Annotated in this window: 26 protein-coding genes; 16 read left to right on the top strand and 10 right to left on the bottom strand. The window is 42.0% G+C overall.

From position 1 onward, the window contains the following. The first annotated feature begins 5 nt into the window (after nucleotides 1-5). Nucleotides 6-530, top strand: a complete 525-nt coding sequence (locus tag LZZ98_RS05260) for a disulfide bond formation protein B (protein ID WP_237786954.1) — start codon at nucleotides 6-8, stop codon at nucleotides 528-530. A 61-nt stretch (nucleotides 531-591) separates the two neighbouring features. On the opposite strand, the gene LZZ98_RS05255 is transcribed toward LZZ98_RS05260, so the two are convergent. After that, nucleotides 592-1,923 (bottom strand): GPI inositol-deacylase, encoded by a 1,332-nt coding sequence (locus LZZ98_RS05255; RefSeq protein WP_237786953.1) that lies wholly within the window; start codon nucleotides 1,921-1,923, stop codon nucleotides 592-594. Nucleotides 1,924-2,172: 249 nt separating this feature from the next. Between LZZ98_RS05255 and LZZ98_RS05250 the strand changes: the two genes are divergently transcribed. Both LZZ98_RS05250 and parE read left to right on the top strand, forming a co-directional pair. Beyond that, the gene (locus LZZ98_RS05250; RefSeq protein ID WP_237786952.1) at nucleotides 2,173-2,757 is read left to right on the top strand and encodes a YqiA/YcfP family alpha/beta fold hydrolase; all 585 of its coding nucleotides are present in this window, start codon (nucleotides 2,173-2,175) and stop codon (nucleotides 2,755-2,757) included. Between the two features lie 14 nt (nucleotides 2,758-2,771). Continuing rightward, complete coding sequence (gene parE / locus LZZ98_RS05245) at nucleotides 2,772-4,652, top strand: DNA topoisomerase IV subunit B (RefSeq protein WP_237786951.1); 1,881 nt, start codon at nucleotides 2,772-2,774, stop codon at nucleotides 4,650-4,652. A gap of 96 nt (nucleotides 4,653-4,748) precedes the next feature. On the opposite strand, the gene LZZ98_RS05240 is transcribed toward parE, so the two are convergent. Beyond that, nucleotides 4,749-5,252 (bottom strand): GNAT family N-acetyltransferase, encoded by a 504-nt coding sequence (locus LZZ98_RS05240; RefSeq protein ID WP_237786950.1) that lies wholly within the window; start codon nucleotides 5,250-5,252, stop codon nucleotides 4,749-4,751. 113 nt (nucleotides 5,253-5,365) lie between these two features. After that, nucleotides 5,366-6,103, bottom strand: a complete 738-nt coding sequence (locus tag LZZ98_RS05235) for an outer membrane protein OmpK (RefSeq protein WP_237786949.1) — start codon at nucleotides 6,101-6,103, stop codon at nucleotides 5,366-5,368. A gap of 492 nt (nucleotides 6,104-6,595) precedes the next feature. On the opposite strand from LZZ98_RS05235, the gene LZZ98_RS05230 reads away from it, so the two are divergent. The 5 genes from LZZ98_RS05230 to LZZ98_RS05210 all read left to right on the top strand — a co-directional run bounded on the left by LZZ98_RS05230 (nucleotide 6,596) and on the right by LZZ98_RS05210 (nucleotide 11,021). Beyond that, nucleotides 6,596-6,973 carry an HPF/RaiA family ribosome-associated protein gene (locus LZZ98_RS05230; RefSeq protein WP_237786948.1) on the top strand — a complete coding sequence of 126 codons (378 nt, stop codon included), beginning with the start codon at nucleotides 6,596-6,598 and terminating at the stop codon, nucleotides 6,971-6,973. Nucleotides 6,974-7,146: 173 nt separating this feature from the next. After that, nucleotides 7,147-7,689 (top strand): ankyrin repeat domain-containing protein, encoded by a 543-nt coding sequence (locus LZZ98_RS05225; protein WP_237786947.1) that lies wholly within the window; start codon nucleotides 7,147-7,149, stop codon nucleotides 7,687-7,689. 15 nt (nucleotides 7,690-7,704) lie between these two features. Beyond that, the gene (locus LZZ98_RS05220) at nucleotides 7,705-8,475 is read left to right on the top strand and encodes a transporter (RefSeq protein ID WP_237786946.1); all 771 of its coding nucleotides are present in this window, start codon (nucleotides 7,705-7,707) and stop codon (nucleotides 8,473-8,475) included. Between the two features lie 19 nt (nucleotides 8,476-8,494). Beyond that, nucleotides 8,495-10,336, top strand: coding sequence for a protein-disulfide reductase DsbD (gene dsbD / locus LZZ98_RS05215; protein WP_237786945.1), 1,842 nt, complete (start codon nucleotides 8,495-8,497; stop codon nucleotides 10,334-10,336). Nucleotides 10,337-10,340: 4 nt separating this feature from the next. Beyond that, nucleotides 10,341-11,021 (top strand): glutathione S-transferase family protein, encoded by a 681-nt coding sequence (locus tag LZZ98_RS05210; RefSeq protein WP_237786944.1) that lies wholly within the window; start codon nucleotides 10,341-10,343, stop codon nucleotides 11,019-11,021. Here LZZ98_RS05210 and LZZ98_RS05205 read toward each other — a convergent pair. Next, nucleotides 11,018-12,217 (bottom strand): GGDEF domain-containing protein, encoded by a 1,200-nt coding sequence (locus LZZ98_RS05205; protein WP_237786943.1) that lies wholly within the window; start codon nucleotides 12,215-12,217, stop codon nucleotides 11,018-11,020. The two genes, LZZ98_RS05210 and LZZ98_RS05205, sit on opposite strands and share 4 nt — an antisense overlap. Before the next feature lie 258 nt (nucleotides 12,218-12,475). Here LZZ98_RS05205 and LZZ98_RS05200 point away from each other — a divergent pair, with 258 nt between their 5' ends. Continuing rightward, the gene (locus LZZ98_RS05200; protein WP_086176386.1) at nucleotides 12,476-13,042 is read left to right on the top strand and encodes an FMN-dependent NADH-azoreductase; all 567 of its coding nucleotides are present in this window, start codon (nucleotides 12,476-12,478) and stop codon (nucleotides 13,040-13,042) included. Nucleotides 13,043-13,125: 83 nt separating this feature from the next. On the opposite strand, the gene LZZ98_RS05195 is transcribed toward LZZ98_RS05200, so the two are convergent. After that, the gene (locus LZZ98_RS05195) at nucleotides 13,126-14,037 is read right to left on the bottom strand and encodes an alpha/beta hydrolase (RefSeq protein WP_237786942.1); all 912 of its coding nucleotides are present in this window, start codon (nucleotides 14,035-14,037) and stop codon (nucleotides 13,126-13,128) included. A gap of 156 nt (nucleotides 14,038-14,193) precedes the next feature. Between LZZ98_RS05195 and LZZ98_RS05190 the strand changes: the two genes are divergently transcribed. Continuing rightward, entirely contained in the window at nucleotides 14,194-14,631 is a 438-nt protein-coding gene (locus LZZ98_RS05190; RefSeq protein ID WP_086176384.1) for a DUF2147 domain-containing protein, read from the top strand. 75 nt (nucleotides 14,632-14,706) lie between these two features. On the opposite strand, the gene LZZ98_RS05185 is transcribed toward LZZ98_RS05190, so the two are convergent. After that, on the bottom strand, nucleotides 14,707-15,054 hold the full coding sequence (locus LZZ98_RS05185; RefSeq protein ID WP_237786941.1) for a Spx/MgsR family RNA polymerase-binding regulatory protein: 348 nt from the start codon (nucleotides 15,052-15,054) through the stop codon (nucleotides 14,707-14,709). Nucleotides 15,055-15,524: 470 nt separating this feature from the next. Continuing rightward, complete coding sequence (locus LZZ98_RS05180) at nucleotides 15,525-16,343, bottom strand: exodeoxyribonuclease III (RefSeq protein WP_237786940.1); 819 nt, start codon at nucleotides 16,341-16,343, stop codon at nucleotides 15,525-15,527. A gap of 40 nt (nucleotides 16,344-16,383) precedes the next feature. On the opposite strand from LZZ98_RS05180, the gene pyrE reads away from it, so the two are divergent. From pyrE to LZZ98_RS05165, 3 genes are read left to right on the top strand one after another with little or no spacing between them, the layout of a single operon-like run. Beyond that, nucleotides 16,384-17,034 carry an orotate phosphoribosyltransferase gene (gene pyrE, locus LZZ98_RS05175; protein WP_237786939.1) on the top strand — a complete coding sequence of 217 codons (651 nt, stop codon included), beginning with the start codon at nucleotides 16,384-16,386 and terminating at the stop codon, nucleotides 17,032-17,034. A gap of 53 nt (nucleotides 17,035-17,087) precedes the next feature. Continuing rightward, nucleotides 17,088-17,516, top strand: coding sequence for a hypothetical protein (locus LZZ98_RS05170; RefSeq protein WP_237786938.1), 429 nt, complete (start codon nucleotides 17,088-17,090; stop codon nucleotides 17,514-17,516). After that, entirely contained in the window at nucleotides 17,507-17,791 is a 285-nt protein-coding gene (locus LZZ98_RS05165; protein ID WP_237786937.1) for a hypothetical protein, read from the top strand. Before LZZ98_RS05170 ends, LZZ98_RS05165 begins: the two co-directional genes overlap by 10 nt. 7 nt (nucleotides 17,792-17,798) lie before the next feature. Here LZZ98_RS05165 and LZZ98_RS05160 read toward each other — a convergent pair whose 3' ends face one another. From LZZ98_RS05160 to LZZ98_RS05150, 3 genes are all read right to left on the bottom strand, one after another. Beyond that, nucleotides 17,799-18,677 (bottom strand): viperin family antiviral radical SAM protein, encoded by an 879-nt coding sequence (locus tag LZZ98_RS05160; RefSeq protein WP_237786936.1) that lies wholly within the window; start codon nucleotides 18,675-18,677, stop codon nucleotides 17,799-17,801. Nucleotides 18,678-18,797: 120 nt separating this feature from the next. Continuing rightward, entirely contained in the window at nucleotides 18,798-18,983 is a 186-nt protein-coding gene (locus tag LZZ98_RS05155; protein ID WP_237786935.1) for a DUF3565 domain-containing protein, read from the bottom strand. A gap of 96 nt (nucleotides 18,984-19,079) precedes the next feature. Beyond that, entirely contained in the window at nucleotides 19,080-20,519 is a 1,440-nt protein-coding gene (locus LZZ98_RS05150; RefSeq protein WP_237786934.1) for a hypothetical protein, read from the bottom strand. A 201-nt stretch (nucleotides 20,520-20,720) separates the two neighbouring features. On the opposite strand from LZZ98_RS05150, the gene gshB reads away from it, so the two are divergent. The 3 genes from gshB (at nucleotide 20,721) to murC (ending at nucleotide 24,559) form a co-directional block, all read left to right on the top strand. Further along, nucleotides 20,721-21,665, top strand: a complete 945-nt coding sequence (gshB, locus tag LZZ98_RS05145; protein WP_237786933.1) for a glutathione synthase — start codon at nucleotides 20,721-20,723, stop codon at nucleotides 21,663-21,665. A 334-nt stretch (nucleotides 21,666-21,999) separates the two neighbouring features. Then, nucleotides 22,000-23,097, top strand: a complete 1,098-nt coding sequence (murG, locus tag LZZ98_RS05140; RefSeq protein WP_237786932.1) for an undecaprenyldiphospho-muramoylpentapeptide beta-N-acetylglucosaminyltransferase — start codon at nucleotides 22,000-22,002, stop codon at nucleotides 23,095-23,097. A gap of 13 nt (nucleotides 23,098-23,110) precedes the next feature. Then, nucleotides 23,111-24,559 carry a UDP-N-acetylmuramate--L-alanine ligase gene (murC, locus tag LZZ98_RS05135; RefSeq protein WP_237786931.1) on the top strand — a complete coding sequence of 483 codons (1,449 nt, stop codon included), beginning with the start codon at nucleotides 23,111-23,113 and terminating at the stop codon, nucleotides 24,557-24,559. Nucleotides 24,560-24,599: the final 40 nt, after the last annotated feature.

Below are 24,599 nucleotides of genomic sequence, written 5' to 3'. Positions count from 1 at the left end.
TCACCATGCAATGGAGTTATCGCTTCGTGAGTGGTTTTTTATTTTTAGCCAGCGTCATTGGAATGGCGTTTGCGTTATATCTGGAACATGTACAAGGGCTTGAACCTTGTCCGCTGTGTGTATTTCAACGCATTGGTTTAATTGGGTTGGGGATTGTTTCTCTGGTCGCTTTTTTGCATAACCCGAGTTCAAATGTGGTTAAACGTATTTATACCTTATTGGGTTCAATCAGTATTCTTTGGTCAGCAGGCGTGGCAGCACGTCATGTCTGGCTGCAAAATTTGCCACCCGATCAGGTACCGAGTTGTGGTCCCGGCTTAGATTACTGGGTGGAAACGTTGCCATTAAAGTCGGTGTTTGAACAAGTGCTGACCGGTTCTGGCGAATGTGCCAAAGTGGATTGGACTTTGTTGGGGCAATCCCTTCCGGTGTGGTCATTGGCTTTCTTTGCTGTACTAGCCTTGATTAGCCTGTGGCAACTGTTGCGTCGCTATCCATTGGTAACCCATAAAGCAGCCAAGAAAAAATAAAGATGTGTAGAAAAAAGCCAACTTAATGTTGGCTTTTTTATGGTTTGCTTAAGTTGTTTGCCTAAGTCAGCGCAATCCTAGACCAGTCTTCCAGCTGCATGCGGTATTCATGCACTTCTTCTTTGACCTGTTCATTTTGCGGCGGGTAGAACCATTTCACGATCTGTTCCGCCACACTGGAATGATAGTTGATTTCAAAATGACTTAAGCCATAAAAGATCGCTTTATGGGATTGGGGCACTTTCAGTTGAAAACGTGGATTTGGATGTTCGCCTAAAGCACTTTCCACACTCACCAGATAATCACCCAGTACCTTTAAGGTCCGGTTCTTTTTATTTTCATATTCAATGGTGCCTGCAACGAAGTAGGTATTGATATGTTTCGGTAAGGGTGCCGGTTTGCGATTGTCATCCATGCCGCCGATCCGGGCATGGTTATGTTCCCAGTCATCATCACGGACACTACCATAACGCAAATCCAGAATGCCATTGCTGCGAATATTGACGATATGCCGGATAATTTTTACAAAGGGGAAATGTCCCAGTTTATCTTGCAGAATAAAACCAAAGCGTTCCAATACTGCACCATGATGCGGTGAACCCAAGCAAACCAGATTTTCTGTCAGATGCATCCATTGATACATGTTTTGTTTGCCGTAGAATAGGGCACTGCGCGAAACCAGGCCGCCCATACTGTGGCCAATTAAATCAATGCTGGTGATGCGCGGATTACGACGAATCAAATCTTCCAGCGTGTTGGCCAGACTGCGACCATTGGCCGAGATACGACGCCCGGTGTTGTAATTCAGGTACAGCATGGTGTTATTGTCACGTTGCGCCAGCAACTTCTCGCCAATACCGCCATATTGACGGTTAGACCATTCTAAATGGGACATACATAAACCATGCACAAAGATCACCACACGACCGGACAAGTCCCCTTTTTGCAGTCCGCCATAGTGGTCATACAGCACCATCGGCAGGGCCATCGGGTTCTGGTATTTTAATAAATAATCACCCAGCACCCCGTTGAGCACCCCGACGAGAAAGTGCAGCGCAGGTGTCAGCGGTTTCTCATGTAATTTTGGATATTTTTCAATAATCTGACGTAAACCGGGTGCCAGTAAATAGTTGCCGTAGTTGAGCAGGGTGTCGAAGGACAGCTGGTAAAGTTTGTCGATATAAGGAATTTTTTGTATTTTTTTCGAGCGTTGCTCACTCATGCCAAACACGCTAATTAAAATTTCGCGTTGAATCGCCTGAACCAGCTCCTGCATCACGTCGTTTAGACGTGTAGTCACCAATTGTGCGAGACCTTCCAATACATCAGCTTGACTGGGCGGTGTACGGTCCCATCTACAATAGGTTTCATGTAATGGGGTTAAACTCGGCATTTGATCCTGTCCTTTCTGTGACCATGTTTCCCATACCCTTTATTTTTTCTTGGGATCACGGTATAAACTCTTAGCTTTTCATTTTATATCGTTCATCTGGAACAGCTTTTACAATAACGATGATTGAGCTTCGGTATTAATTTTTTTGTCTGACAATTTTGGTTATATCTAGATAAAAACTGATGGGTAGCTAAAACTCAGGTATAAAATAAATCTAGTTTAAATTTGGTAATGATGCAATAAAAAACCATGAACATCATCTATTTACATGGATTTAAAAGCAGTGCTTTATCCATAAAAGGCCAGCAAATTAAAGACTACTGTCAGCAGCAGGACAATGTTCATGTGCATCTGCCGGATCTTAATCTGCCCCCGGAACAGACGATGGCACATGTAGCTGCGATGATTGAGAATCTGGATCAGGTCGTGCTGGTCGGGAGTAGTCTGGGCGGCTTTTATGCGACACAGCTGGTCGCAAAGTATGGCGTGCCGGCTGTTTTAATTAATCCCGCTATGCGACCATGGCAACTGTTTTGTGACTTATTTGGCAGTGATCAGATTCCCTATGTGGTCAATGCAGAATGGACGCTGGATCATACCCATCTGGATCAGCTTGAGCAGATGGCAGTGCCATTTGTGCAAGATGCGGACAAAATTTTAGTGTTATTACAACAAGGGGACGAAGTTTTGGATTATCGTGAAGCACAGCGCTATTATAGCAATGCTTCACATCAGTCCATGCTGATTACCGAAGCAAATGGCAATCATGCGATGGAAAATTTCGCAGACAAAATACCGATGGCCTTACAGTTTTTATCGGATTGTATAAATTAAGGAAACAGTACAACGTGTCTCAATATACGGCTCAATCACTTGAAGTTCTATCTGGTTTAGATCCGGTACGGCGTCGTCCCGGCATGTATACCGATACCACTCGCCCCAACCATTTGGCGCAGGAAGTTATTGATAACGCTGTGGATGAGGCACTTGCCGGACATGCCAATAAAATTACCGTCACGGTGTATAAAGATGGTTCCCTGTCGGTTGAAGACAATGGCCGGGGCATGCCGGTGGATATTCACCCTGAATATGGCCAAAGCGGGATTGAAATTATTCTGACCAAGCTGCATGCCGGGGGTAAATTCAGTACCGATAACTACCAGTTTTCCGGTGGTTTGCATGGGGTAGGGATTTCAGTGGTCAATGCCCTATCTGACCGGGTGGAAGTGGAAGTTCAGCGTCAGGGCAACCTGTATAAAATGGCTTTTGAGCACGGTGAACCGGTTGCGCCGCTTGAAGTGCTGCAAGGTAAAGCACCGAAACGTGTGACAGGGACTACGGTACACTTCTGGCCGGAAGCCAAATATTTTGATTCGCCCAAGTTTGCCCTCAAAGCGTTAAAACATAATTTAAAAGCCAAAGCAGTTTTGGCGGCAGGCTTAGAGATCAACTATGTTGATCAAATCAATGATGAAAAGATCAGCTGGCAATTTGAAAATGGTCTGGTTGACTATTTGATGGATGAGCTTGAAGATCGTGAAATCATTCCGAGTCCTGCTTTCGTGGCAAGTGGCGAAGCCGAGCGTGCCAGTGCCGAATTTGCGATTTGCTGGAATGCTGAAGGTGGCGAGCAGATTCAGGAAAGCTACGTCAACCTGATTCCAACCGCGCAAGGTGGTACCCACGTCAACGGTCTGCGTTCAGGGGTCACCGATGCCATGCGTGAGTTCTGTGAACTGCGTAACCTGTTGCCGCGTAATTTAAAATTGTCTGCCGAAGATGTCTGGGATGGGGTGAACTACATTCTGTCTTTAAAATTTCAGGAACCACAATTTTCCGGTCAAACTAAAGAGCGCCTGTCGAGCCGTGAAGCCTCAGGCATTGTACTGAATATCGCCAAAGATGCTTTTGCATTGTGGCTCAACCAGAATTCAGACATTGCCATGCAGCTGGCTGAATTAGCGATTGCCAAGGCGGGTCGCCGTTTAAAAGCGGCAAAAAAAGTTGAACGTAAGAAGATTGTTTCCGGACCTGCACTCCCGGGTAAATTGGCGGACTGCGTAGGACATACTTTGGAAGAATCGGAACTCTTCATTGTGGAAGGGGATTCTGCAGGCGGTTCTGCCAAGCAGGCACGTGACAAGAATTTTCAGGCGATCATGCCGATTCGCGGGAAAATCTTAAATACCTGGGAAGTATCTTCCGATGAGGTCTTGGGCTCTCAGGAGGTGCATGATATTGCCATTGCGATTGGAGTCGATCCGGGCAGTGATGACCTGTCAGAACTTCGCTACGGTAAAATCTGTATTCTGGCCGATGCCGATTCGGATGGTCTGCATATCGCGACCTTGCTCTGTGCCTTGTTTGTGAAACACTTCCCAACCATGGTGGAGGAAGGGCATTTGTTTGTGGCCATGCCGCCATTGTTCCGTATTGATGATGGCAAGGATGTGCACTATGCGCTGGATGAAGACGAGTTGGAAAGCATTCTGAAAAAATGCAAAAGCAAGAATCCGCAAATCACCCGATTCAAAGGTCTGGGTGAGATGAATGCCAGTCAGTTACGTGAAACCACAATGGACCCGAATACCCGTCGTTTGGTGCAGCTTGATTTAGATGATGCGCATTTTACTGCCGGTCTACTGGATAAATTACTTGCGAAAAAACGCTCATCAGACCGTAAACACTGGTTAGAACAGAAAGGTAATCTGGCGGATCTGGCGGTTTAATTTTTTTATTAAGTTATTATTTATATATCAAAAAAGTCCGCATATTGCGGGCTTTTTTATTTAAAGCAGTGACTGAATCATTATTTTTTTCTTAATTTAATTCAATATCCGTTGCATCAACACCAGATCACGCCATTTACCAAACTTCTGCCCCACCTCAGGCATATAACCCGTCTGCTTAAAACCTAATTTTTCATGTAACACAATCGATGCCTGATTTTCATGATCAATCGCAGCCACCATCACATGAATATGATTTTGCCGTGCATGATCAATCAGCTTGAGCATTAAGGCTTTGCCTAGACCTTGTCCGATAAAGTCCGGATGAATAAAGACCGAATGTTCAACTGTATGTTTAAACCCGGTAATTTGACGGAAAGAAGAATAATCGGCATAGCCGGCGATGTGTTTAGTCTCTGAATGTTCAGCGACAAATAAAGGAAACTGTTGTTTAGTAAGGGTTTTAAACCAGCTCTGAAAATCCTCAATAGACTTTGGTGTGCTATTCCAGGTCGCAGTACCATTTAAAATTTCAGCATTGTAAATTTTCAGGATGTGTTCAAGGTCTTGTGGTTGAGCGGGACGAATCAGAAAACCCATGAGTGTATGCCGAACGAATCAATAGACTCTGGATTTTAGAAATAAACCTGATTTTCAGCAATAAAAAAAGCAAGACCGAAGCCTTGCTCATTTCAACGTTCAAAACGTGGTGCTTAGAAGTGGTATTTGACCAAAGCACTGACGTCGTTTTGATCAACGCCTTGAATACCAAATTTGTTGTTCCAAACCGAGTGTTCGATACCAACATATAATTTAGTTTTAGGTGAAATATGCTTACCTACATTCCATTTGTACTGGCTGGTCCAGTTCAGCTCGCTTGCTTGAGCGCCTTTTTCAGCTGTTGACCAATCCAGGAAGGCATCTACAAGGAAATCTTCAGAACCCAATTTAAACGGAACAGCATAAGTGATCGTCATTTGATAATCATCTTTAGTTTTGTCGTTATCCGCTTTATAGAAGTTTACATTGGCATATTGGGTATATGGAATATCTAAAGAGAAACCCACACCATACAAGAAGTTGTTAAATTCTTGGTTTTGATCATATCCCGCATTGTGTTCCCAAGTTGTCGCAATAAGGACATCTTTAATTGGACCAAAAGAAAGATCTTTTCCAGATACTTCGCCTAAGCTTAAACGTGGCGCTAACTCGAAATATGTATTTTGTTCATCATTGCCATCCAATTGATGGTCAACGAAGAAGAATACATCAGAATATTTAAGTTTAGCTGCATATTCTGCAGTCACGGTCGTGCGGTCTTCAGTACCTACTTCATAGTTTTCACCATAAAGACCAGTCAAGCTGAAGTCTTGCCATACTACAGGTGAAGCTTGAGTGAGCGCAGCAGTTGAAGCCAATGCGCATGTAGCAAAAATTTGTGTAAGTTTCATCAAAAAATATCTCCCCCGAGAAGCAAGCAAAGCATACAGATTCTTTAGCAAAAATAAAGCCAAAATTGATCAATGGTTAAAAAAATAGTCTGCTTTTTTCAGAGTACTCCTGATTAAAATCAAGACACCGCTTTGATACCTAAAAATACATATTGATAAAAAAAGTAAAGCAGTTTGAAGAAGGCATTTTATCCGCAAAGAAATAATGTGATATTTATCAAATTATTTAGAGGAGAAAGTCAAATTCCTTATACGTTATAGGGCATTTAAAAAAATATCAAAATACTACTTGCATAAGCTTCACCTAGACCCTTATATTCAAAGCATAAGGACACGAATCTGCAGAGTTAAAAGTGTTCATCATTCAATGTGGAGGAACTCGTTCCAAACTAGGTTGAAGATGCTCAGCGCTGTTGTTAACAGCAAGGTGAAACGTGCCAAGATAAGAAGTTTTGCACAAAAAGATTTGATGAATAAAGAGGATGAAATTATATGAACATTGAAATTCGTACCGATAAAAACATCCAAAATAGTGAGCGTTTAATTACTTATGTTCGTGCAGAACTGAATGCTGAATTCCAACGTTATAGCGAACGTATTACCCATTTCTCGGTTCATTTTAGCGATGAAAATGGTCCCAAAGGTGGTGCAGATGATATTCACTGCATGATCGAAGCACGGCCGGCAGGTTTGAAACCAGTGGTGGTGAACCATCATGGTCATAATATCGATACTGCCATACATGGAGCCATTGACCGCTTAAAACGCAGTTTGGAACATCTATTTGAGAAAATAGATGACCCTCGTGCTGCGGTGCCGGTACTTGCTGAAACTGCAGAAGCCAGTGATGTGGACGATGTAAATGATTAAGCAACATCTTGCTTAAAGAAAAAAGCTCTTCGGAGCTTTTTTTATGGGCGTTTTAATATGCTATTCGGGGCAGGGCAACAGAAATAAAAAATATACTCCTTATACATTTAGCTAAAACAAATGACAGTTTATTCGGCATAATAGTTAGAAAATGATTGAAGAGTATTTTCTCCATGTTAACAGCGCAACAACAAGTCTTTGTACAGGCAATAGAAGAGCTGGATCTTGTTCTGGTACAACGTCTTTTGGCAGAAGGTCTCGATCCGAATTTTATTGATCTGGAAAAAGGTCCGGCCATTTCTGTCTGGTCCGATGGTTTGTTCAAATGGTGGGAGCATATTTGCGAAGCTTATGAAGCCAGTTCACCTTTATCTGAACAGGAAAAACAGCAGAATCTGGCAGTTCATCTTGAAATTTTAGAGGCGCTTATTCAAGCCAAAGTCAATTTACATTTGTGGGATGCCGAAGAACTGTATGGTCCATTATGGGATGCTGCCAGCTCCGCCTGCGTGCCTGCAGTGAAACGTTTACTGGATGAAAAAGTAGATCCCAATACCAAAGATGAAGATGGTCAGACCATACTATCTTCGATTAGTGATTTATTCTTTGATTGTGACTTTGATGAAATCAACTGGTCAGAAGCATTGGCCGAAGAAAAGCAAACTTTAGAATTGCTCCGTAGTTATGGGGCTAAAATGACTAAAGAATTAACATAATCAGTGAGACAATTCATGCCAGTCCTAAAAACAGTAAGTTTCATTTTTGCAGCAGGTTTTAGCATCAATGTGATGGCTGCCAACTTTTCTTTTGACCGTCCGGGTACAGGAATTGGTACAGGTATTACTCCAGTCGGTCAGCTGGCATGGGAACAGGGTTTACCAAGCCTAAACTACTCAGAAAGTACTGATGAAAACGGGCTAAAGGTTAAAAACACCAGCTTAAATGCCGACATGTTATTGCGTACCGGTTTAGCCAAAGATCTTGAAGTGCAATTGGGCTGGCAAGGACCATCCTGGTTAAAGACCAAAACGGCAGGCCAGTCCATTGAAGAAGACGGTCTGGGTGATGTCAGCATTGGGGTAAAAAAGGCCATTGATCTGGATGATGAAAAGCTTTCTATGGCTATTTTAGCCGAAGCTATTCTGGCGACTGGTAATGACGGTTTTAGCAATGAAGATGATATTTACAGCCTAACCTCGGCTGTGGCTTATGATTATAGCGATTTAATTGCTACTTCCATGACCATGCGCTATGAAGTCCAAAACAGCAACTGGGCAGTGACTGCAGTACCGACCATTGAATATAAAATCACTGACAAATTGTCAGGTTTTTCTGAACTGGTCTATCGCAAAGCCGAAAGTCAACACTATGAATATGCACTGGGCTCAGGACTTGTCTATGCACTAAATGAGCGCGTGCAAATGGATGCCAGTATTGGTGTGGACTTAAATGGTCGAGATAAAAGCTACCAATCAGGTTTGGGTGTTTCATTCCTATTTTAATTAAAAAATAAAAATTCATATGAAAAAGCATTTTCAGGACTTGGGCGTGTGGTTGTATTCCGCTATAAGCGGATTGATGTGTAGTGTTATTTTATTATGTTCCATGACACTACAGGCACAAGAGCAATTGCTTGCACCTGAGGATGCTTTTTCTTTTAGTGTTGAATCTAGCAGTACACATGAAGCCCGACTCAACTGGACAATTCCAGAGGGTTATTATTTATATCAGCACAAATTTGAAGTCCGGCAAGGGGCACAAAAGCTGGCTTTTAAATTGCCGCAAGCCACCGATTTACATGATGAAAACTATGGTCGCACCCAGGTTTATTTTCATCAAGTGCAATTTAATATTTCGACCGAAGCCTCCCAAACCTACCGGGTGACGTGGCAGGGCTGTGCCCAAGACCGGATCTGCTACCCGCCACAAACTGTTGAGTTTCATACCGATATTGATGGCCTGGTGCTGCTGCAAAATCAGGCCAGAGCCAGTAAACGCCTGCTTGATCTGTCATCATCTGCAAACAGTTCTGTCAGTGGGAATCCAACATTAAGTGCTACGCAAAATAGCATCAAGGTGACTGAAAAACCTGTCCCATTAGATACTGCAAAAGATCAAATGTGGTCGGAAACATTAGCCGAAAGCTCTTTCGTTTATGGCTTATTGTTATTTTTCGGCTTGGGGATACTCTTGGCCTTTACTCCGTGTTCATTGCCGATGTTACCTATTTTGACCTCCTTAATTGTACGCGATAGCAAAGGCTTAAAAGCCTGGATGATTGCTTTGGTCTTTGTCTGTAGCATGGCGATGGTTTATGCGGTTTTAGGCTTAATCGCTTCATCTGCCGGTTTGAATTTTCAACGCTGGTTGCAACAGCCTTCTACCCTGATTGCTTTTAGTGTGCTGTTTGTGCTGTTTGCCCTGAATTTATTTGGGCTGTTTGAAATTAAATTACCGCATGCTTTGGTAAACCGTTTAGATCGGGTGCATTCACTGCAAAAAGGCGGGAGTCTGCTGGGTGCAGGTATCATGGGAATGATCTCTGCACTGTTGGTCGGCCCTTGCATGACCGCGCCGCTGGCTGGGGCACTATTATTTATTTCCCAGACCCAAAGTCAGTGGCAGGGGGCAATCTTGCTATTCACCTTGGGTTTTGGCATGGGAACCCCCTTACTTCTGGCCAGCGTATTAGGTTCCAGGGTACTGCCTAAAGCAGGGCTGTGGATGCACCAGATTAAGGTGTTTTTTGCATTTATCATGTTGGCTCTGGCGCTGTATTTTATTCGTCCGTTAATTTCTGAAGCTTGGTTACAATGGTTAAGTTTGGGTTTAGGTCTCTTTTTTATTGGATATTTAAGCATTCGAATCATGCGGCAAACAGCTCCATTCAAATGGCTGTATATTTTGGCCTTGCTCGTGGTGGTTCCGTATTTGGCTTATACTCAATATCAGCATAGCCAGCGTTTCTTTATCACCCAGAGCAGTAACCAAGCCAGTTGGCATGTGGCGAAAACTGCCGATGAATTTCAGCATATCCTCGCCAATGTACCTGCTAACCAAGCCATTATTATTGATGTCTATGCAGATTGGTGTGTAGCCTGCCAGCCAATTGAACATCGTGTTTTAAAATCTGCACCGGTGCAGCAAGCCTTAGAACCTTATTTTCTGATTAAGCTGGATTTGAGTGACTACGATGCAACGCATCAGGCATTATTGAATCAATGGGATATTTTAGGGCCGCCGACCTATTTATTCTTAGATGCGAAGCGGCAGGAAATCCGTGGTTTACGTCTAACTGGAGCTTTTAGCGAAGCTGAATTACTGAAACAGCTCGATCTGTTTCAGCAGCATAGAGGACAATAATTTCATGTATCAGCTCTATATTGCCAATAAAAATTATTCCAGCTGGTCCATGCGCCCGTGGCTGGTGCTGAAAGCTTTCAATTTACCGTTTGAAGAAATTATGCTGCCATTTCCACCGGAGCGTAATACCGGTACTTTTAAACAGGATGTTCTGGTGATTAACCCGAATGGTAAAGTGCCGGTATTGATCGATCATGACTTGATGCTATGGGATTCACTGGCGATTTGTGAATATCTGGCAGAACGGCATCCCGATCAGCATTTGTGGCCGAAAGATGTCAAGCAGCGTGCCCGTGCACGTTGCATTACAGCGGAAATGCACAGTGGATTTACCAGCTTGCGTAATGCCTGTGGCATGAATATCCGTGCCAGTTTGGCAGAGGTCGGCAAACGTTTGTGGCAGGACGATGCCGCATTGCATGACGATGTGGCCCGTATCGAGCAGATTTGGTCGGAACGTCCCGATGTGAACGGTTTTTTATGTGGTGAATTTTCAATTGCCGATGCATTTTATGCCCCGGTGGTAACGCGGCTGATGACCTATGCCTTACCGGTCAGTGAGTCGACACAGCAGTATATGCACACCATGCTGCGGCATCCTGCCGTGAAAACGTGGATGGATGCTGCATTGCAAGAAGATGCCTGGGTGAATTATTTAGAATCGTATCAGCAGAAACCGCTTTAGCAGGGCTTGGGTTCAGTAAAAAACTCTTCCTGATAGCATTTGACCTGATTGCGTCCGCAGGCTTTGGCTGCATAGAGTGCCTTATCTGCCTGGCTTAATAATTGTTGCGAATTCAGTGTGTTGCTAGATAGCGCAATGCCAAAACTTGCGGTAATCGGAATGATCTGTCCCGATTCACTGCATAAATGAAGCTGTTGAATGGCCTGACGACAACGCTCGGCAATAATTTGTGCCTGTTCCAGAGAAGACTGATTCAGAATCAGAATAAATTCTTCCCCACCCAAGCGACCGACCACATCACTATCCCGAATAAGCTGTGACAGGATTTGGCTGACCTGAATCAGGGCTTCATCGCCTTTATCGTGCCCGTATTGGTCATTAATGCGCTTAAAATGATCCAGATCAATCAGAACCACTGCATAAGATTTACTTGGCTTGCGTTCCAGTTTTTCTAAACAGTAATTGATGCTGCGTCGGTTAAGTGCATTGGTTAGCGGGTCAACCTGACTTAAATGCTGAATCAACTTTTCTCGATGCCGCCACTGACTCAGTAAAATTTCAAATAAAATAAGGCAGGTAATTAAAATCGGCACGATGAAATACATCATCGTAAGCACCCAAAACATATTTTGGTAAGGCATGGTGTCTAGATGAAACAACGGACCGTAACTGATTTGACCTTGCAGACTTAAATAGCCACAAGCGAATAAAAATAATGTGGCTGGGATGAGAGCGCAATAAACGATTTTACGGGTAAATAGTACTAAGCCTACAGTGACCAGACTCATGTAAGTGATCATGGTGGCGGGACTGAGCACACCCACGACATAACCATCACGACATAATGGAATGACCAAAATTCCCACGGATAAATAGGGTAACCATTGCTGTACCCAAGCTTTTTTACGCCATGCCGAACATGGGTAAATCAGTCCAATAAAGATGGTCAAAATCAGGATATTCAGTTCCAGCTGTAGTTTGAGCAAGGGTAAATTTACCCAGTGCCATACCTCGGGGGATAACAGCACGAAAACTTTCCAGATAATCCAGATCATATGCACCGCACTACCTAAAATCAGCATCAAAATGCATTTATTCAGGACACTCCAGTTCATGACCACGCCATCTTCTAACAGATATTTCGCAATTTTTTCTTTGAACGAGAAAGTGATATTCGGTGAATAGATTGGCTTCATTCGATAGAGATAATCCCGGGTTGGTAAAATTGTGAATTAATGTGAAGTAAGTCGATTTATTTTTATGAATTCACAACATAGCATGTTTTTTTAGCAATAGTAATGCCTGTTTTTTGTACTTTTTGGTCTCAAGATTAGTTAGGCTGAATCATTATTGTTTTAAATATGGAACGTTGTGTTGTGTATAAGCCTATTATTCTATTTTTGTTGGGAGATTAAAATGCCTACATTGAATAAATAGAGATGAAGGTAACAGGCATGAAAGTTTTACATATCGATTCCAGTATTTTAGGTGATGCTTCTGTTTCACGCCAATTGAGTCAGGCGATTGTCACTCAATTGCAAGCCAAGCATGCAGATGCAAGCGTAGAATATCTGGACTTGGCAAAACAGCCCATTCCACATTTAACCGCTGAAATTTTGATGGGGCAAGATGCTGAACAGACAGCCTTGGGTGAAAAAATTATTCAGCAGTATCTGGATGCAGACGTAGTCGTTGTGGGTGCGGCGATGTATAACTTTGGCTTGCCTTCTACTCTAAAAGCCTGGATTGACCGTATCAGTGTGGCAGGTAAAACCTTTAAATATACTGAAAATGGTCCTGTGGGTTTGGCCGGTGAGAAAAAAGCCTATATCGCTAGCAGCCGTGGAGGTGTGTATGGTGAAAATAGCCCGGCAGATTTCCAGGAAGGCTTTTTAAAAACTGTATTTAACTTTACCGGTGTGAATGATGTGGAAATTATTCGTGCTGAAGGTGTCAATATGGGCGCAGAGTTAAAAGATCAGGCAATTGCCAGCGCTTTAGCTCAGGTAAAAAGCCTGTAATTTGAAATTCTCCTATCCATGATTCCTCTTGGGTCAGCTGCGGCTGACCTTTTTTATGGAAAATGTTTGATCGCGAATTAAATTTAACTTTGATCCAGGGTATGGGCAAATTCGGCCAGATCGGCCATGGCCTGCTTTGCTTCATCAAACCAGGCATGGAACATCTGAAAATTGTGCCACATGCCGGTATAAAGTTTAAATGTCACCTGTACGTTGGCCTGCTCTGCTTTTTCTTTAAAGCGCTGCGCATCATCCAGTAGAATTTCTTTCGATCCCACCTGTACCAGCGTTGGAGGTAATCCGGTCAAATCCGCAAACAGGGGAGAAATAGAAGGATGTGATTTATCTATAGCTTTCGGTACGTAATAATCAATCCCTGTTTCTAAGGTTTCAATAGACAATAGCGCATCATGTTTCTGGTTGAAGCGTAAGGATTCACTGGTCAGGGTTAAATCTAAAAAGGGTGACAACAGCATCAGACCACTGACTTGAGGCAGCTGTTCATCACGAATTTTTAGCGCCAAGGCTAAAGCCAGATTGGCACCACAGGAGTCGCCGGACAAAATAATATCTTTGGCCTGTATACCTTGGTCGAGCAAAATATTGTAAACATCAAACAGTGCATCCAGGGCTTCAGGAAAGGGCTGTTCAGGTGCCAGAGGATAATCCACATGAATCACCTGCATTTGGGTGCGTGCCACCATGTCGGATAAAAATGCCCGATGGGTATTTAATGAACCTAAATAGAAGGCACCGCCGTGAACATATAAAATGAGTTGAGTGGCTTCATTTACTGGTTTGATTTCTTCTGCATGCAAGCCGGCAAGACGAAGAGGGCGAATACTGACATCTTTATTCTGTGGGAATAAGCGGCACATTTGTTCTATGGCAAAACGTGCCGTGCTTGGCGGTAAATTAAATTGACTTGGTGTGCGGATGGTTGTTTTTAAAAAGCTTTCAGTAATGAGTTGTTTCCATACAGGATCTATTTTCATATTCTTTCCATCTTGTTATTTATCGGAGCTTTAGTTTGCATATTTACCAACACAAGTTACAAGGTTACACTATATGGTCACATTCAAGAATTGCATTATTGTTGTGACTTTTTAATACTAAGGCTATCTATTACTAGATTAGGGAATGAAAAAAAAATGAAAAAAATTGCACTTGCATTAGGATTGCTCGGATTAACAGTTTTGGCAAATGCTGCTGATCCTTTAAATGGCACAGTTTGGAAAACGATTGACGACAAAACAAAACAACCAAAAGCAATCGTAAAATTTACTGAACAAAAAAATGGCACATTGTCTGCAAGCATTCAAAAAGTTTTGACACCGGGCGAAGAACAAGCATGTAAGAAATGTGAAGGTCCGTATCACAATAAATCTTTAAAAGGTTTAAAGATTGTTCATGGTCTTAAAAACGTAGGTGGCACAAACTATGAGGAAGGTACTATTCTTGACCCTTCTTCAGGCAAAACTTATAAATTAAAAGGCGAACTAGCGAATGGTGGTAAAACGTTAGAATTACGCGGCTTTATTGGCGTATCAGTTTTAGGTCGTAACCAAACCTGGATTCGCGCAAACTAAGTTTGCTGAGCCAAATGGATTAAACAAAAAAGCCTGACATTGTCAGGCTTTTTTAATCTGAGCGATGCAGTATGCTTATTTTAATGCTCGATACGCGTCTTCATCAAAGCCCACGATATAACCTGAAGCTGTTTCAAGCACTGGACGTTTGATCAAGCTGTTATGGCTAGTCAGCGCTTCAATGAGGTTATTTTCACTGGCTAATGCAGCGTGTTGTTCCGTTTCGCTCAGTTTGCGCCAGGTGGTACCTTTTTTATTGAGAATCACTTCCTGACCTTTGGCATCTAGCCATGTTTTTAGCGTTTCAGCGGCAATGCCGTGTTTCTTGTAATCGTGAAATTCATAAGCAAGCCCGAGTTCATTGAGCAGGTCGAAGGCTTTTTTCATTGAATTACAGTTTTTGATGCCATAAATTTTAAGCATAAGTGAATTATTCCATTTTCTATTCTGTAATAGCCTAGCGAAAATCCTCCACAAGCTCTAGAGCGAATTTAAACTATTCAGGATTAGAAAATAAATGCAGATGTCATCAAACTGACATTGAGATTTGCCAATAATAGTGGCATAGAAAATAATAAAGTGATTTTTGGTTGTTCTTGGGATTATAAAAAATAGCTAACTCAAAATAGAGAAAACCCGCATTTAATCATCCTGATCATGCGGGTCTCATTTCAACGTCCATTGTCACATCCTTGCAAAATAAGCTACCGAAGTGCTTTATTCTGTTTCATCCTACGGCGTCCTATCCTTTTTCAGTCATCCTGACTTATCCCTTTGCCGTGAAGCTATAATGCACTTAAAAGATGTATATAAAAAGCAACAAATTCGACATCTCTTGTAATCTATGTGCTTGTATTGAGTGAACGATTGTTCACTCAATACGGCATTATGGGCTATATTTTATAATCAATCACTACGGGTGCATGGTCGCTAAACCAGGTCTCTTTATAGACCCAGGCATTGATGGTACGGGCTTTCCAGTCCGGTGAGCAGGCCTGATAATCAATGCGCCAACCGACGTTTTTGGCACGCGCCTGGCCGCGGTTGGACCACCATGAATAAAGTTCGGCTTCCTTACGTACTTCACGGAAAGTATCAACATAACCCAGATCATCATAAATATGATCTAACCATGCACGTTCATGCGGTAGGCAGCCTGAAGATTTCTGGTTGCCCGACCAGTTTTTAATATCAATGCGTTTATGCACGATGTTGTAGTCACCGCAGACGATGACCGATTTATCTTCATCACGCCATTGTTTTAAAATGTCTTGATATTGATCTAAAAAATGGTCTTTACGCGCTTGGGCTTCTTCGCCTGATGAGCCTGAAGGTAAATAAAGTGAACAGATATGAACAGGTTTTTCCAAGCCCAAGTCAAATTCAGCAGAAATAAAGCGCCCTTGAGAATCGGCTAATTCAAAACCTAAACCATCAGTCACTGAGACAAAGGGCAAGCGGCTATAAATGGCTGTACCTGCATAGCCGGCACGTTCCGCAGGGAAAAGGTGAGTGTACCAACCTTCAGGTCTAAATTTTTCAGTCCACTGCGCATGGGTGATCCGACTTTCCTGCATACAAATAACATCGGCATCTGACTGTTCCAGCCATTCAAGCAAGCCTTTGGTCACTGATGAACGCAAGCCATTTACGTTAATTGAAACGACTCTTAGAATTTTTTGATCACTTGGATAGCTACTCTTTGGTATCATGCGCAAGTCTTACCTCTATTTATGAATTTTGGAGCACCTCATGACCTCGCCAGCTCAATTTAACCCTCAAGCTTTTATCGAACTTGCATTATCACGTGGTGTGCTTAAATTTGGTGAGTTTACTTTAAAATCAGGTCGTGTGAGTCCTTATTTTTTTAATGCGGGTTTACTCAATGATGGCGAAGCGCTAACACTATTGGCTTCAGGCTATGCGGACAAATTAACTGCATGTGACAACGTAGAAGTGATTTTTGGCCCTGCGTATAAAGGTATTCCGTTTGTAGCCGCGACTGCTGTGGCATTGTCACAAAATCATGGTGTGAGTGTGCCTTGGGGCTTTAACCGTAAAGAAGCCAAAGATCATGGTGAAGGCGGTGTACTGGTTGGTGCTTCAGTCGAAGGTAAAAAAGTCTGGATCATTGATGACGTGATTACTGCAGGTACTGCCATCCGTGAAGTGGTGACCATTCTTAAAAATGCTGGTGCGCAAATTGCTGGTGTATTGGTAGCTTTAGACCGTCAGGAAAAAGGTCAAGGCGAATTGTCTGCCATTCAGGAAGTGCAAAAAGAACTTGAAATTCCAGTTCATGCTTTAATTACCATGAAAGATTTAATGGATTTCCTTGATGCGAAAGGCGAAAAAGAGGCGTTGGAAAAAATGGAAGCTTACCGTGTTAAATATGGTATCTAAGATACTATTTTTTATATAAAATTGGGCGAATTTCGCCCTTTTTTTATTTTAATATGTCTGATTTAGAAAAATACGCATATATACGTTGTAGTAAATGTGGAAGAGATAATCGATTGATGATCGATACTCACAAAACTGGGCATTATCAATGCGGGCAATGTAAGTCTCATTTGATGTTTTATGGCACAGAAAAACAGGCTAAATATAAAAATTGGATTTGGGCTTTACTTATTGGGACACCTATTGCTTTTATAGGTTATCAAAACTACCCAGATGAAAATAATTGGACTAATAAAAAAATACAGACTTATGAGAAAGTATGTAAATCACAATATGCCCAAAAGACAGCATGGTCTTCAAAAAAAATAGAGAATCGTTGTGAGTGTATTATTAAGCAGATTACACAGTATAAATATGAATACTATGTAAAAAATTCAAAAGAAATAAAACCTCTATTGGATGGTTATTGCTCATGGAATTAACTCAAAAAGAATTGATAGATAAATTTAATGACCTCCTTACACGTTACTATAATGGAAAGCTTATAAATTTTTGTGAAGATTTTGACACGAAAGATCGAGAAAGCTTCTATAAAAAAATCCAAAAAAGCAGAAATCGCATGCTTAAACAAAATGTGAATGAAGCGACTTTAGATGAGTTTAGAAAGTACATTTTTTTCATGGAAGGCAAAATATTGGAAGAAACATGTACTTTCGAAGAGAAAAAAGCTCTTCAGATATTTAAGAGCCTTTTGTAACCTATAACTAGATTATTCTTTTATATCTATTTATAAATTTTTGTGAATCAAAGTTAATTTGTTGCAAGGCTATTTCAGCTGATGTTTCCCATAAAGGTGCACTATAGTTATAACCGTCAGCTGGACCATTTTGAAAAAATCGCCCTAGCGGATCAATCATTAAATATGATTCAGTCATATCATTATTATCTTCCGCACTTATGATTGATTCAAAATTTGAATGCCTTCCTAAAAATTGAGAAAATTCCTGATTAAGAATTTCTAATTTATTTGAGTAAACTGGTAAAAGTTTAAAGATTTTCCATTTCTTAGGTTGAGCTTGAGCAATGAAATTACTCAAGTCTTCTGAAATATTGAGTTTATTCACAACGGTATTGATTTTGATTTCTATATTTGGGTTGTGTTCTTTGATGTAATTAATAGCTGTTAAGACCTCAGATGGATTAAACACACCTTTTTTAGATGTACGTCCGATCGCTAAATTAGTTTGCTCATTTAGCGAGTCAACACTGATACCTATAGATGAAAAATTTTTGGCAATTAGCTCGATATTTTCTACGTTAAAGAGGCTGCCATTTGTAATAGCAGAAAGTTTAAAATCATATTCTTTTGACAGATTGACGATATTTTTTAATTGCCTTCTATATAAAAAAGTTTCACCACCGACTAAATTTATGCGCAATTTGTCAAAGTAAACCGTATTGGATTTTTTATTTAATAAATGTCTAATATTTTCAATCTGCTTAAGTAATGCCTCCACTTTAAATTGAGAGTGCAAAATTTCTTTGCTATTGTCATTCCATTTTGCAAAACAGTAATCACATTTGTAGTTACAAGCTTCAGTAATGTGCCAATTAACAACAAGCTCTTTAGGTGTATTCAGCATTTCAATTTTCCCTCTAAATTGTTTTCGGATGAAACAAAATTAAGCTAGAAAAATTGATAAGTTGGAGACACTTAGGAGACACTTAGGAGATACTTAGGAGACAGTAGTTTGACCTAGATTTTATTCCTCACACTTCCTACATTCCAACATCACACCTAACTTTTCTTTCCGTCCTTTCTCAGTCATCACCCAAGGACGGTTTTGCCACGGTGGGTCATGACGTACATGCTGGCCATGACTGCAAGCAAGGTCTGCGACCCAATGGTTTTCTTCATCGAGATGAAATCCAATAATGGCTTGTTGCATGCGTATTTCCATAAAAGTGAATACTTTAAAATTAAAGCGTTCAAACTATTTAGGCAAGTGAAAAGGGGAGATTAAGCCTCCCCAAAAAGAGCAGAATTAATTACGCCTGCAGTCAGGGCTAGCACCTGAACAACCACCAGACCCCATATCATAAATGGTCGAATGTCCCGGATTACCTTTAGGGCGTGGTACATCTTTAGGTACAAAGAGGGTCACTGAATGTGCTCCATAAAGTCCAGCAGGAATGGTCATTTCTTTAAGTACCACATAGGCACTGTCAAAATGTACATATTCCATCCCTGTTCCTGATGACTCCGTACCACCCACAACAGGTGGGGTATGGATGTTATTGGCTTTGTTATAAGCTGCTTTCCATGCCTGAATATCTGCCCGTGTTGCCTGACGCAGTAGCCCTTTTGCAACGGCATCATCAATGCCTGCCTGACCTGCCAGTGGCGCGCTTTTATCAATAATGTCATTAATGGTCTTATCATTAGATGATTTTAGGGCACTGATTAAACCAATATTGCCAATGTTGGCACGTCCATTCTGTGCCACGACCACAGTTTTAATATCTTTCTGAAGAATTTTTTGCGACAGCTGATTTAAAGTTGCTGCATTTTCATTCGAAACATAACTGTAGCCGCATTGCGAATTATGTGCTGTAGTTTCCAGAACAGGCACCGAATTGGGCAAACCCAATACACGTTGGGCATGGTAGCCAGTTGCAATAACACCGACAATATGGGTGTTGGCTTCCCATTTTAGATTCCAGATGGTGGGTTCATAAGCACCCAATATCAGTACAGTAGGGCGATTATGCTGTACATAAATATCCATTTCATTGGCTTGGTGACCACTGTCATCAATTTGATAGCGTGAGTCACGCCCTGAATAGGCGCCTGTAGCAAAAACATCAAAGTCTTGCGGTAATTTGGCTTTGAATTTACCGCATTCGGTTTCAACTGGTGGAGTATGGGTTGAGCGGTGATCATACTGACGGCGTGTTTCAGAAACAGCAGCCATCAGTGCCTGACGCAATAATTCGGTATTTTCAGGTGCTTCCTGCCGATATAAACAGTCTTTAGGACGAAGATCATCATCCAAAGTTGAAAAGCATTGCCATGCGGTGATTGGCTGTCCATTCTGAAATTGAGGTTGGTAGAAAAATTTATGCCGTGCTAACTCGGCCGGGATCTTCTTGTGAGGCTGAATCTCGGCAGTCAATAACATACGGTCAAAATGTAAATTTACGCCGCCATCCACTTTTAAATTGGCCACAATCTCTTTTTGGATTTGCGAAGACTGGCGTAGCAGAATCATCAGTTGCTGTGCGCTATCCTTGCTTTGATTTAAATATTGCTGATTCAATTGCGCGACAAACTGTTGCTTTTGAGCTTCAATATGTTTGATCACTTGTTGTTTCTGATGTGCCTGATAAAAATATTGTCCGGCATAGCTCAAGCCCACGACAGATAAACTGCCGATTACCCCAACAATAACTCCCGACTGAAAAGAATGTTTTGTTTTATTCATATTAAAGTTCAATTTGTTTTTTTATTGAACATAAAATACTGTAATTTAATGAAAATTAAAATAAATTTTATCTTGGTTTAATTGATTTCTAATTCATAAACACTTTTATGGCTTGACGATAAGCATCTCGAAAATTCAGAAAACATCTGCGTCAATCTCCGTTATACTTTTCTCAAGTTAAAAATACCTGAGCAGATCGATATGCGCGTACTTGTTGTGATGGATCCCATCGAAAATGTAAACCTGAAAAAAGATTCCTCTATGGCCATGCTCTGGGCAGCATCACGCCGTGGGCATGAACTGGGTTATGCATTGCAGCAAGACTTGTATATCGAACAAGGTAAAGCCTTTGGCTTAATTTCACCACTGAAAGTGTTTGAAGACTATAATCATTATTATGAATTGGGCGAAAAGAAAAAAGAGTCCATCGCGGCTTATGACGTGGTACTGATGCGTAAAGACCCACCGTTCGATATGAACTTTGTGTATACCACTTATATTCTGGAACAGGCCGAACGTGAAGGGGCGTGGATTATCAACAAGCCGCAAAGCCTGCGCGACTGCAACGAAAAACTCTTCGCCACTCAGTTTCCTGAACTTCAGGTTCCAACTTTAGTGACCTCAAATGAAAGTTTGATTCGCGAGTTTCTGAAAGAACAGGTGGATGTGATTGTAAAACCACTGGATGGCATGGGGGGTACAGGCATTTTTCGTTTGTATCAAGATGGCATAAATATTGGATCTACCATTGAAATGCTGACCAATAACGGTACCCGACCGATTATGGCACAGCGTTATATTCCTGAAATTGTAGAAGGGGATAAACGCATCCTGATGGTAAATGGTGAACCAGTACCTTACTGCTTGGCCCGTATTCCACAAAATGGTGAAGTGCGCGGCAATCTGGCAGCAGGTGGCTTGGGACAAGCGCGTCCACTTTCTGAAAATGACAAAGCCATTGCAGCAAAAGTAGGGCCTTATCTGAGAGAAAAAGGTCTGGTTTTTGTCGGTCTGGATGTGATTGGCAATTACGTGACGGAAATTAATGTTACCAGTCCAACCTGTATTCGTGAAATTGATAACCAGTTTGGAACTTCAATTGCCGACGATTTATTTGCCGTTCTGGAAGCAGGTATAAAAGCTTAAGCATTATTTTGATCCATCAGAGCTCCTAAGAAGGGGCTCTTTTTATTTGTCTTATTTATTTATCCGATTTTTTATTTGGGTCGGGAGATATTGGCGCGAATTGATGGACCGGGTAAAAAAATAGCGCACAAAATGCGGTGAACAACGCATAAAAATGTATATTTTTGCTCGATTAATAATAAAACTAGTTTAAACTTTAAAATCTGAAGAAAAAAACAATGAAACGCATGTTGAAAAAAAGTAAATAACCTTTCACGGTTATGCGTTTGTGATTACAATTGTTGGCTTAAAATCAAATCTCGTTATCCCTATTTTAGAATTGAAGAATTAGACTGTGACCGAAGCAACGCAAACAAAGCCGAAACATGTGATGATGATGGCTGCCGGAACTGGCGGGCATGTTTTTCCAGCACTTGCTGTTGCCAAAGAATTACAGCAGCAAGGGATTCAAGTGTCTTGGCTGGCAACACCAACCGGCATGGAAAACCGCTTATTAAAAAATCACAATATTCCAATTTACCAGATTGATATTCAAGGTGTACGCGGCAATGGTGCAGTACGTAAGTTATTGGCACCTTTTAAAATTTTAAAAGCCACTTTAAGTGCCATGCGCTATATGAAACAGCTAAAAGTCGATGCTGTTGCCGGTTTTGGCGGTTATGTTGCAGGCCCGGGTGGACTGGCAGCGCGTGCCTTGGGTATTCCCGTGATTATTCACGAGCAAAATGCCATTGCCGGTTTTACCAATATCCAGTTATCGCGTATTGCAAAAACAGTGTGTCAGGCTTTTCCCAATACTTTTCCGGCAAGTGCCAAAATAGTCACTACAGGCAATCCGGTACGTAAAGAAATTACTGAAATTTTAAGTCCGTCCTGGCGTTACCAGGAGCGGGAAAAAGCAGGGTTACCGCTGCGTATTTTAATTGTTGGTGGTTCCTTGGGTGCACAAGCGCTGAATGAGCGTGTGCCTGAAGCATTAAAACAGCTCAATGTGCCGTTGAATGTTTATCATCAATGTGGTCAAAACCATGCCGATGCCACTCAGGCACGCTATGTTGATAAACCGGCATCGTTAAATGTTGAGGTACAGCCATTTATTGAAGATATGGCTCAAGCCTATTCCAATGCAGATTTAATTATCTGTCGTGCTGGGGCGCTTACTGTGACTGAAATTGCTACTGCGGGTGTGGCTGCCGTTTTTGTTCCACTCCCAAGTGCCGTGGATGATCACCAAACTGCCAATGCCAAATTCTTGGCTAATAGTGGTGCCGCTAAAATTTGTCCGCAAGCCACTTTAACCCCCGACAGTTTAAAAGAACTTTTAGCACCGTTGATGAATCGTCAATTATTGTCTGAAATGGCAGTGAAGGCCCGTCAACAGGCTCAACCAGATGCAACCCAACACGTGGTTCGTTTAATTCAAGAATTGTAAATTAGAGTAATATATGTCCCCATCTACTCCTGCTGACCAAGCAAAAAAGTTAATTAAAGTGCCTGAAATGCGCCGTATCAAACACATTCATTTTGTCGGGATCGGTGGTGCAGGGATGTGTGGCATCGCGGAAGTATTAAAAAACCAGGGCTATAAAGTTTCTGGTTCTGATATCAAAGCGTCTAAAACCACGGCACAACTGGAAGAAAATGGCATTAAAGTGTACATCGGCCATGCTGCTGACAATATTAAAGATGCCAATGTGCTTGTCGTTTCAACCGCAATTGATCCTGAAAATCCAGAAATTAAAGCGGCTATTGAAAGCCGTATTCCAGTAGTACGTCGTGCAGAAATGCTGGGTGAACTGATGCGCTATCGTCATGGTATTGCTGTTGCCGGTACCCATGGTAAAACCACAACCACCAGTTTAGTCACCTGTATGTTGGCAGAAGAAAACCTCGATCCAACCTATGTGATTGGTGGTTTGCTGAACCGTACCGGGGTGAATGCTGCGCTGGGTGCCAGTCGTTATATCGTGGCCGAAGCAGATGAATCCGATGCTTCATTCTTGCACTTGCAGCCTATGGCAACCATCGTGACCAATATTGATGCCGATCATATGGACACTTATGGTGGTAGTTTTGATGTTTTAAAAGATACTTTTGTACAGTTCTTGCAGAAACTTCCATTCTACGGCTTGGCGGTGGTGTGTGGTGATGATGCCAACATTCGTGAAATTATGCCACGTATTGGCCGTCCACTTTTAACTTACGGCTTTAATGAAGATAATGACATTCGTGCGGTTGATGTCGATCAGGACGGTATGCGTACTCACTTTACCGTATTGCGTAAAGGTCGTGAACCGCTTCGTGTGACTGTCAATCAGCCGGGTCTGCATAATGTACTGAATGCCTTGGCGGCAATTGGTATCGCAACCGATGAAGGCGTTTCTGATGGCGCGATCTGCCGTGCATTAGAAGGCTTTAGTGGGGTAGGTCGTCGCTTCCAGGTTCAGGGGGAATTTGAGCTGGAAGGCGGTAATGTGAAACTGGTGGATGACTATGGTCACCATCCTAAAGAAGTGGAAGCCACCATTAAAGCTGCGCGTCAAAGTCATCCAGACCGTCGTTTGGTGATGATCTTCCAGCCGCACCGCTTTAGCCGTACCCGCGACTGCTTTGATGACTTCGTCGATGTATTGTCACAAGTTGACCAATTGTTATTGCTAGAAGTGTATCCTGCGGGTGAGAAACCGATTGTGGGTGCGGATAGCCGTAGTCTGGCACGCAGCATTCGTTTACGCGGTGATGTTGAACCGATTTTGATTGATCCTGTAGATGGCAATTTACCCAACGCGATGCAAAAAGTGTTACAGGCGAATGACTTGTTATTAACCCAAGGCGCAGGTAATGTGGGTGCGATCTCGGTTGATCTTGCACAAAATAATTTGTATTTAAAATAATCACCTTGTGTGATTTTGAATGTGATCGTTCAGTTATAAA

The organism is Acinetobacter sp. SM34, from assembly GCF_022012365.1.
Taxonomy (GTDB): Bacteria; Pseudomonadota; Gammaproteobacteria; order Pseudomonadales; family Moraxellaceae; genus Acinetobacter.
This window is presented reverse-complemented; position numbering and strand designations above follow the sequence as displayed.

Coding starts and splice junctions, on each gene's coding strand:
- LZZ98_RS05240 (WP_237786950.1), bottom strand. CDS start 5,252: ATGGGTTTTCTGATTCGTCCCGCTCAACCACAAGACCTTGAACACATC.
- LZZ98_RS05235 (WP_237786949.1), bottom strand. CDS start 6,103: ATGAAACTTACACAAATTTTTGCTACATGCGCATTGGCTTCAACTGCT.
- LZZ98_RS05225 (WP_237786947.1), top strand. CDS start 7,147: ATGTTAACAGCGCAACAACAAGTCTTTGTACAGGCAATAGAAGAGCTG.
- LZZ98_RS05170 (WP_237786938.1), top strand. CDS start 17,088: ATGTCTGATTTAGAAAAATACGCATATATACGTTGTAGTAAATGTGGA.
- LZZ98_RS05200 (WP_086176386.1), top strand. CDS start 12,476: ATGAAAGTTTTACATATCGATTCCAGTATTTTAGGTGATGCTTCTGTT.
- LZZ98_RS05150 (WP_237786934.1), bottom strand. CDS start 20,519: ATGAATAAAACAAAACATTCTTTTCAGTCGGGAGTTATTGTTGGGGTA.
- LZZ98_RS05230 (WP_237786948.1), top strand. CDS start 6,596: ATGAACATTGAAATTCGTACCGATAAAAACATCCAAAATAGTGAGCGT.
- LZZ98_RS05205 (WP_237786943.1), bottom strand. CDS start 12,217: ATGAAGCCAATCTATTCACCGAATATCACTTTCTCGTTCAAAGAAAAA.
- pyrE (WP_237786939.1), top strand. CDS start 16,384: ATGACCTCGCCAGCTCAATTTAACCCTCAAGCTTTTATCGAACTTGCA.
- LZZ98_RS05220 (WP_237786946.1), top strand. CDS start 7,705: ATGCCAGTCCTAAAAACAGTAAGTTTCATTTTTGCAGCAGGTTTTAGC.
- LZZ98_RS05180 (WP_237786940.1), bottom strand. CDS start 16,343: ATGATACCAAAGAGTAGCTATCCAAGTGATCAAAAAATTCTAAGAGTC.
- dsbD (WP_237786945.1), top strand. CDS start 8,495: ATGAAAAAGCATTTTCAGGACTTGGGCGTGTGGTTGTATTCCGCTATA.
- LZZ98_RS05160 (WP_237786936.1), bottom strand. CDS start 18,677: ATGCTGAATACACCTAAAGAGCTTGTTGTTAATTGGCACATTACTGAA.
- LZZ98_RS05250 (WP_237786952.1), top strand. CDS start 2,173: ATGAACATCATCTATTTACATGGATTTAAAAGCAGTGCTTTATCCATA.
- LZZ98_RS05165 (WP_237786937.1), top strand. CDS start 17,507: ATGGAATTAACTCAAAAAGAATTGATAGATAAATTTAATGACCTCCTT.
- murC (WP_237786931.1), top strand. CDS start 23,111: ATGTCCCCATCTACTCCTGCTGACCAAGCAAAAAAGTTAATTAAAGTG.
- LZZ98_RS05190 (WP_086176384.1), top strand. CDS start 14,194: ATGAAAAAAATTGCACTTGCATTAGGATTGCTCGGATTAACAGTTTTG.
- LZZ98_RS05185 (WP_237786941.1), bottom strand. CDS start 15,054: ATGCTTAAAATTTATGGCATCAAAAACTGTAATTCAATGAAAAAAGCC.
- LZZ98_RS05155 (WP_237786935.1), bottom strand. CDS start 18,983: ATGCAACAAGCCATTATTGGATTTCATCTCGATGAAGAAAACCATTGG.
- LZZ98_RS05255 (WP_237786953.1), bottom strand. CDS start 1,923: ATGCCGAGTTTAACCCCATTACATGAAACCTATTGTAGATGGGACCGT.
- LZZ98_RS05195 (WP_237786942.1), bottom strand. CDS start 14,037: ATGAAAATAGATCCTGTATGGAAACAACTCATTACTGAAAGCTTTTTA.
- LZZ98_RS05210 (WP_237786944.1), top strand. CDS start 10,341: ATGTATCAGCTCTATATTGCCAATAAAAATTATTCCAGCTGGTCCATG.
- LZZ98_RS05260 (WP_237786954.1), top strand. CDS start 6: ATGCAATGGAGTTATCGCTTCGTGAGTGGTTTTTTATTTTTAGCCAGC.
- gshB (WP_237786933.1), top strand. CDS start 20,721: ATGCGCGTACTTGTTGTGATGGATCCCATCGAAAATGTAAACCTGAAA.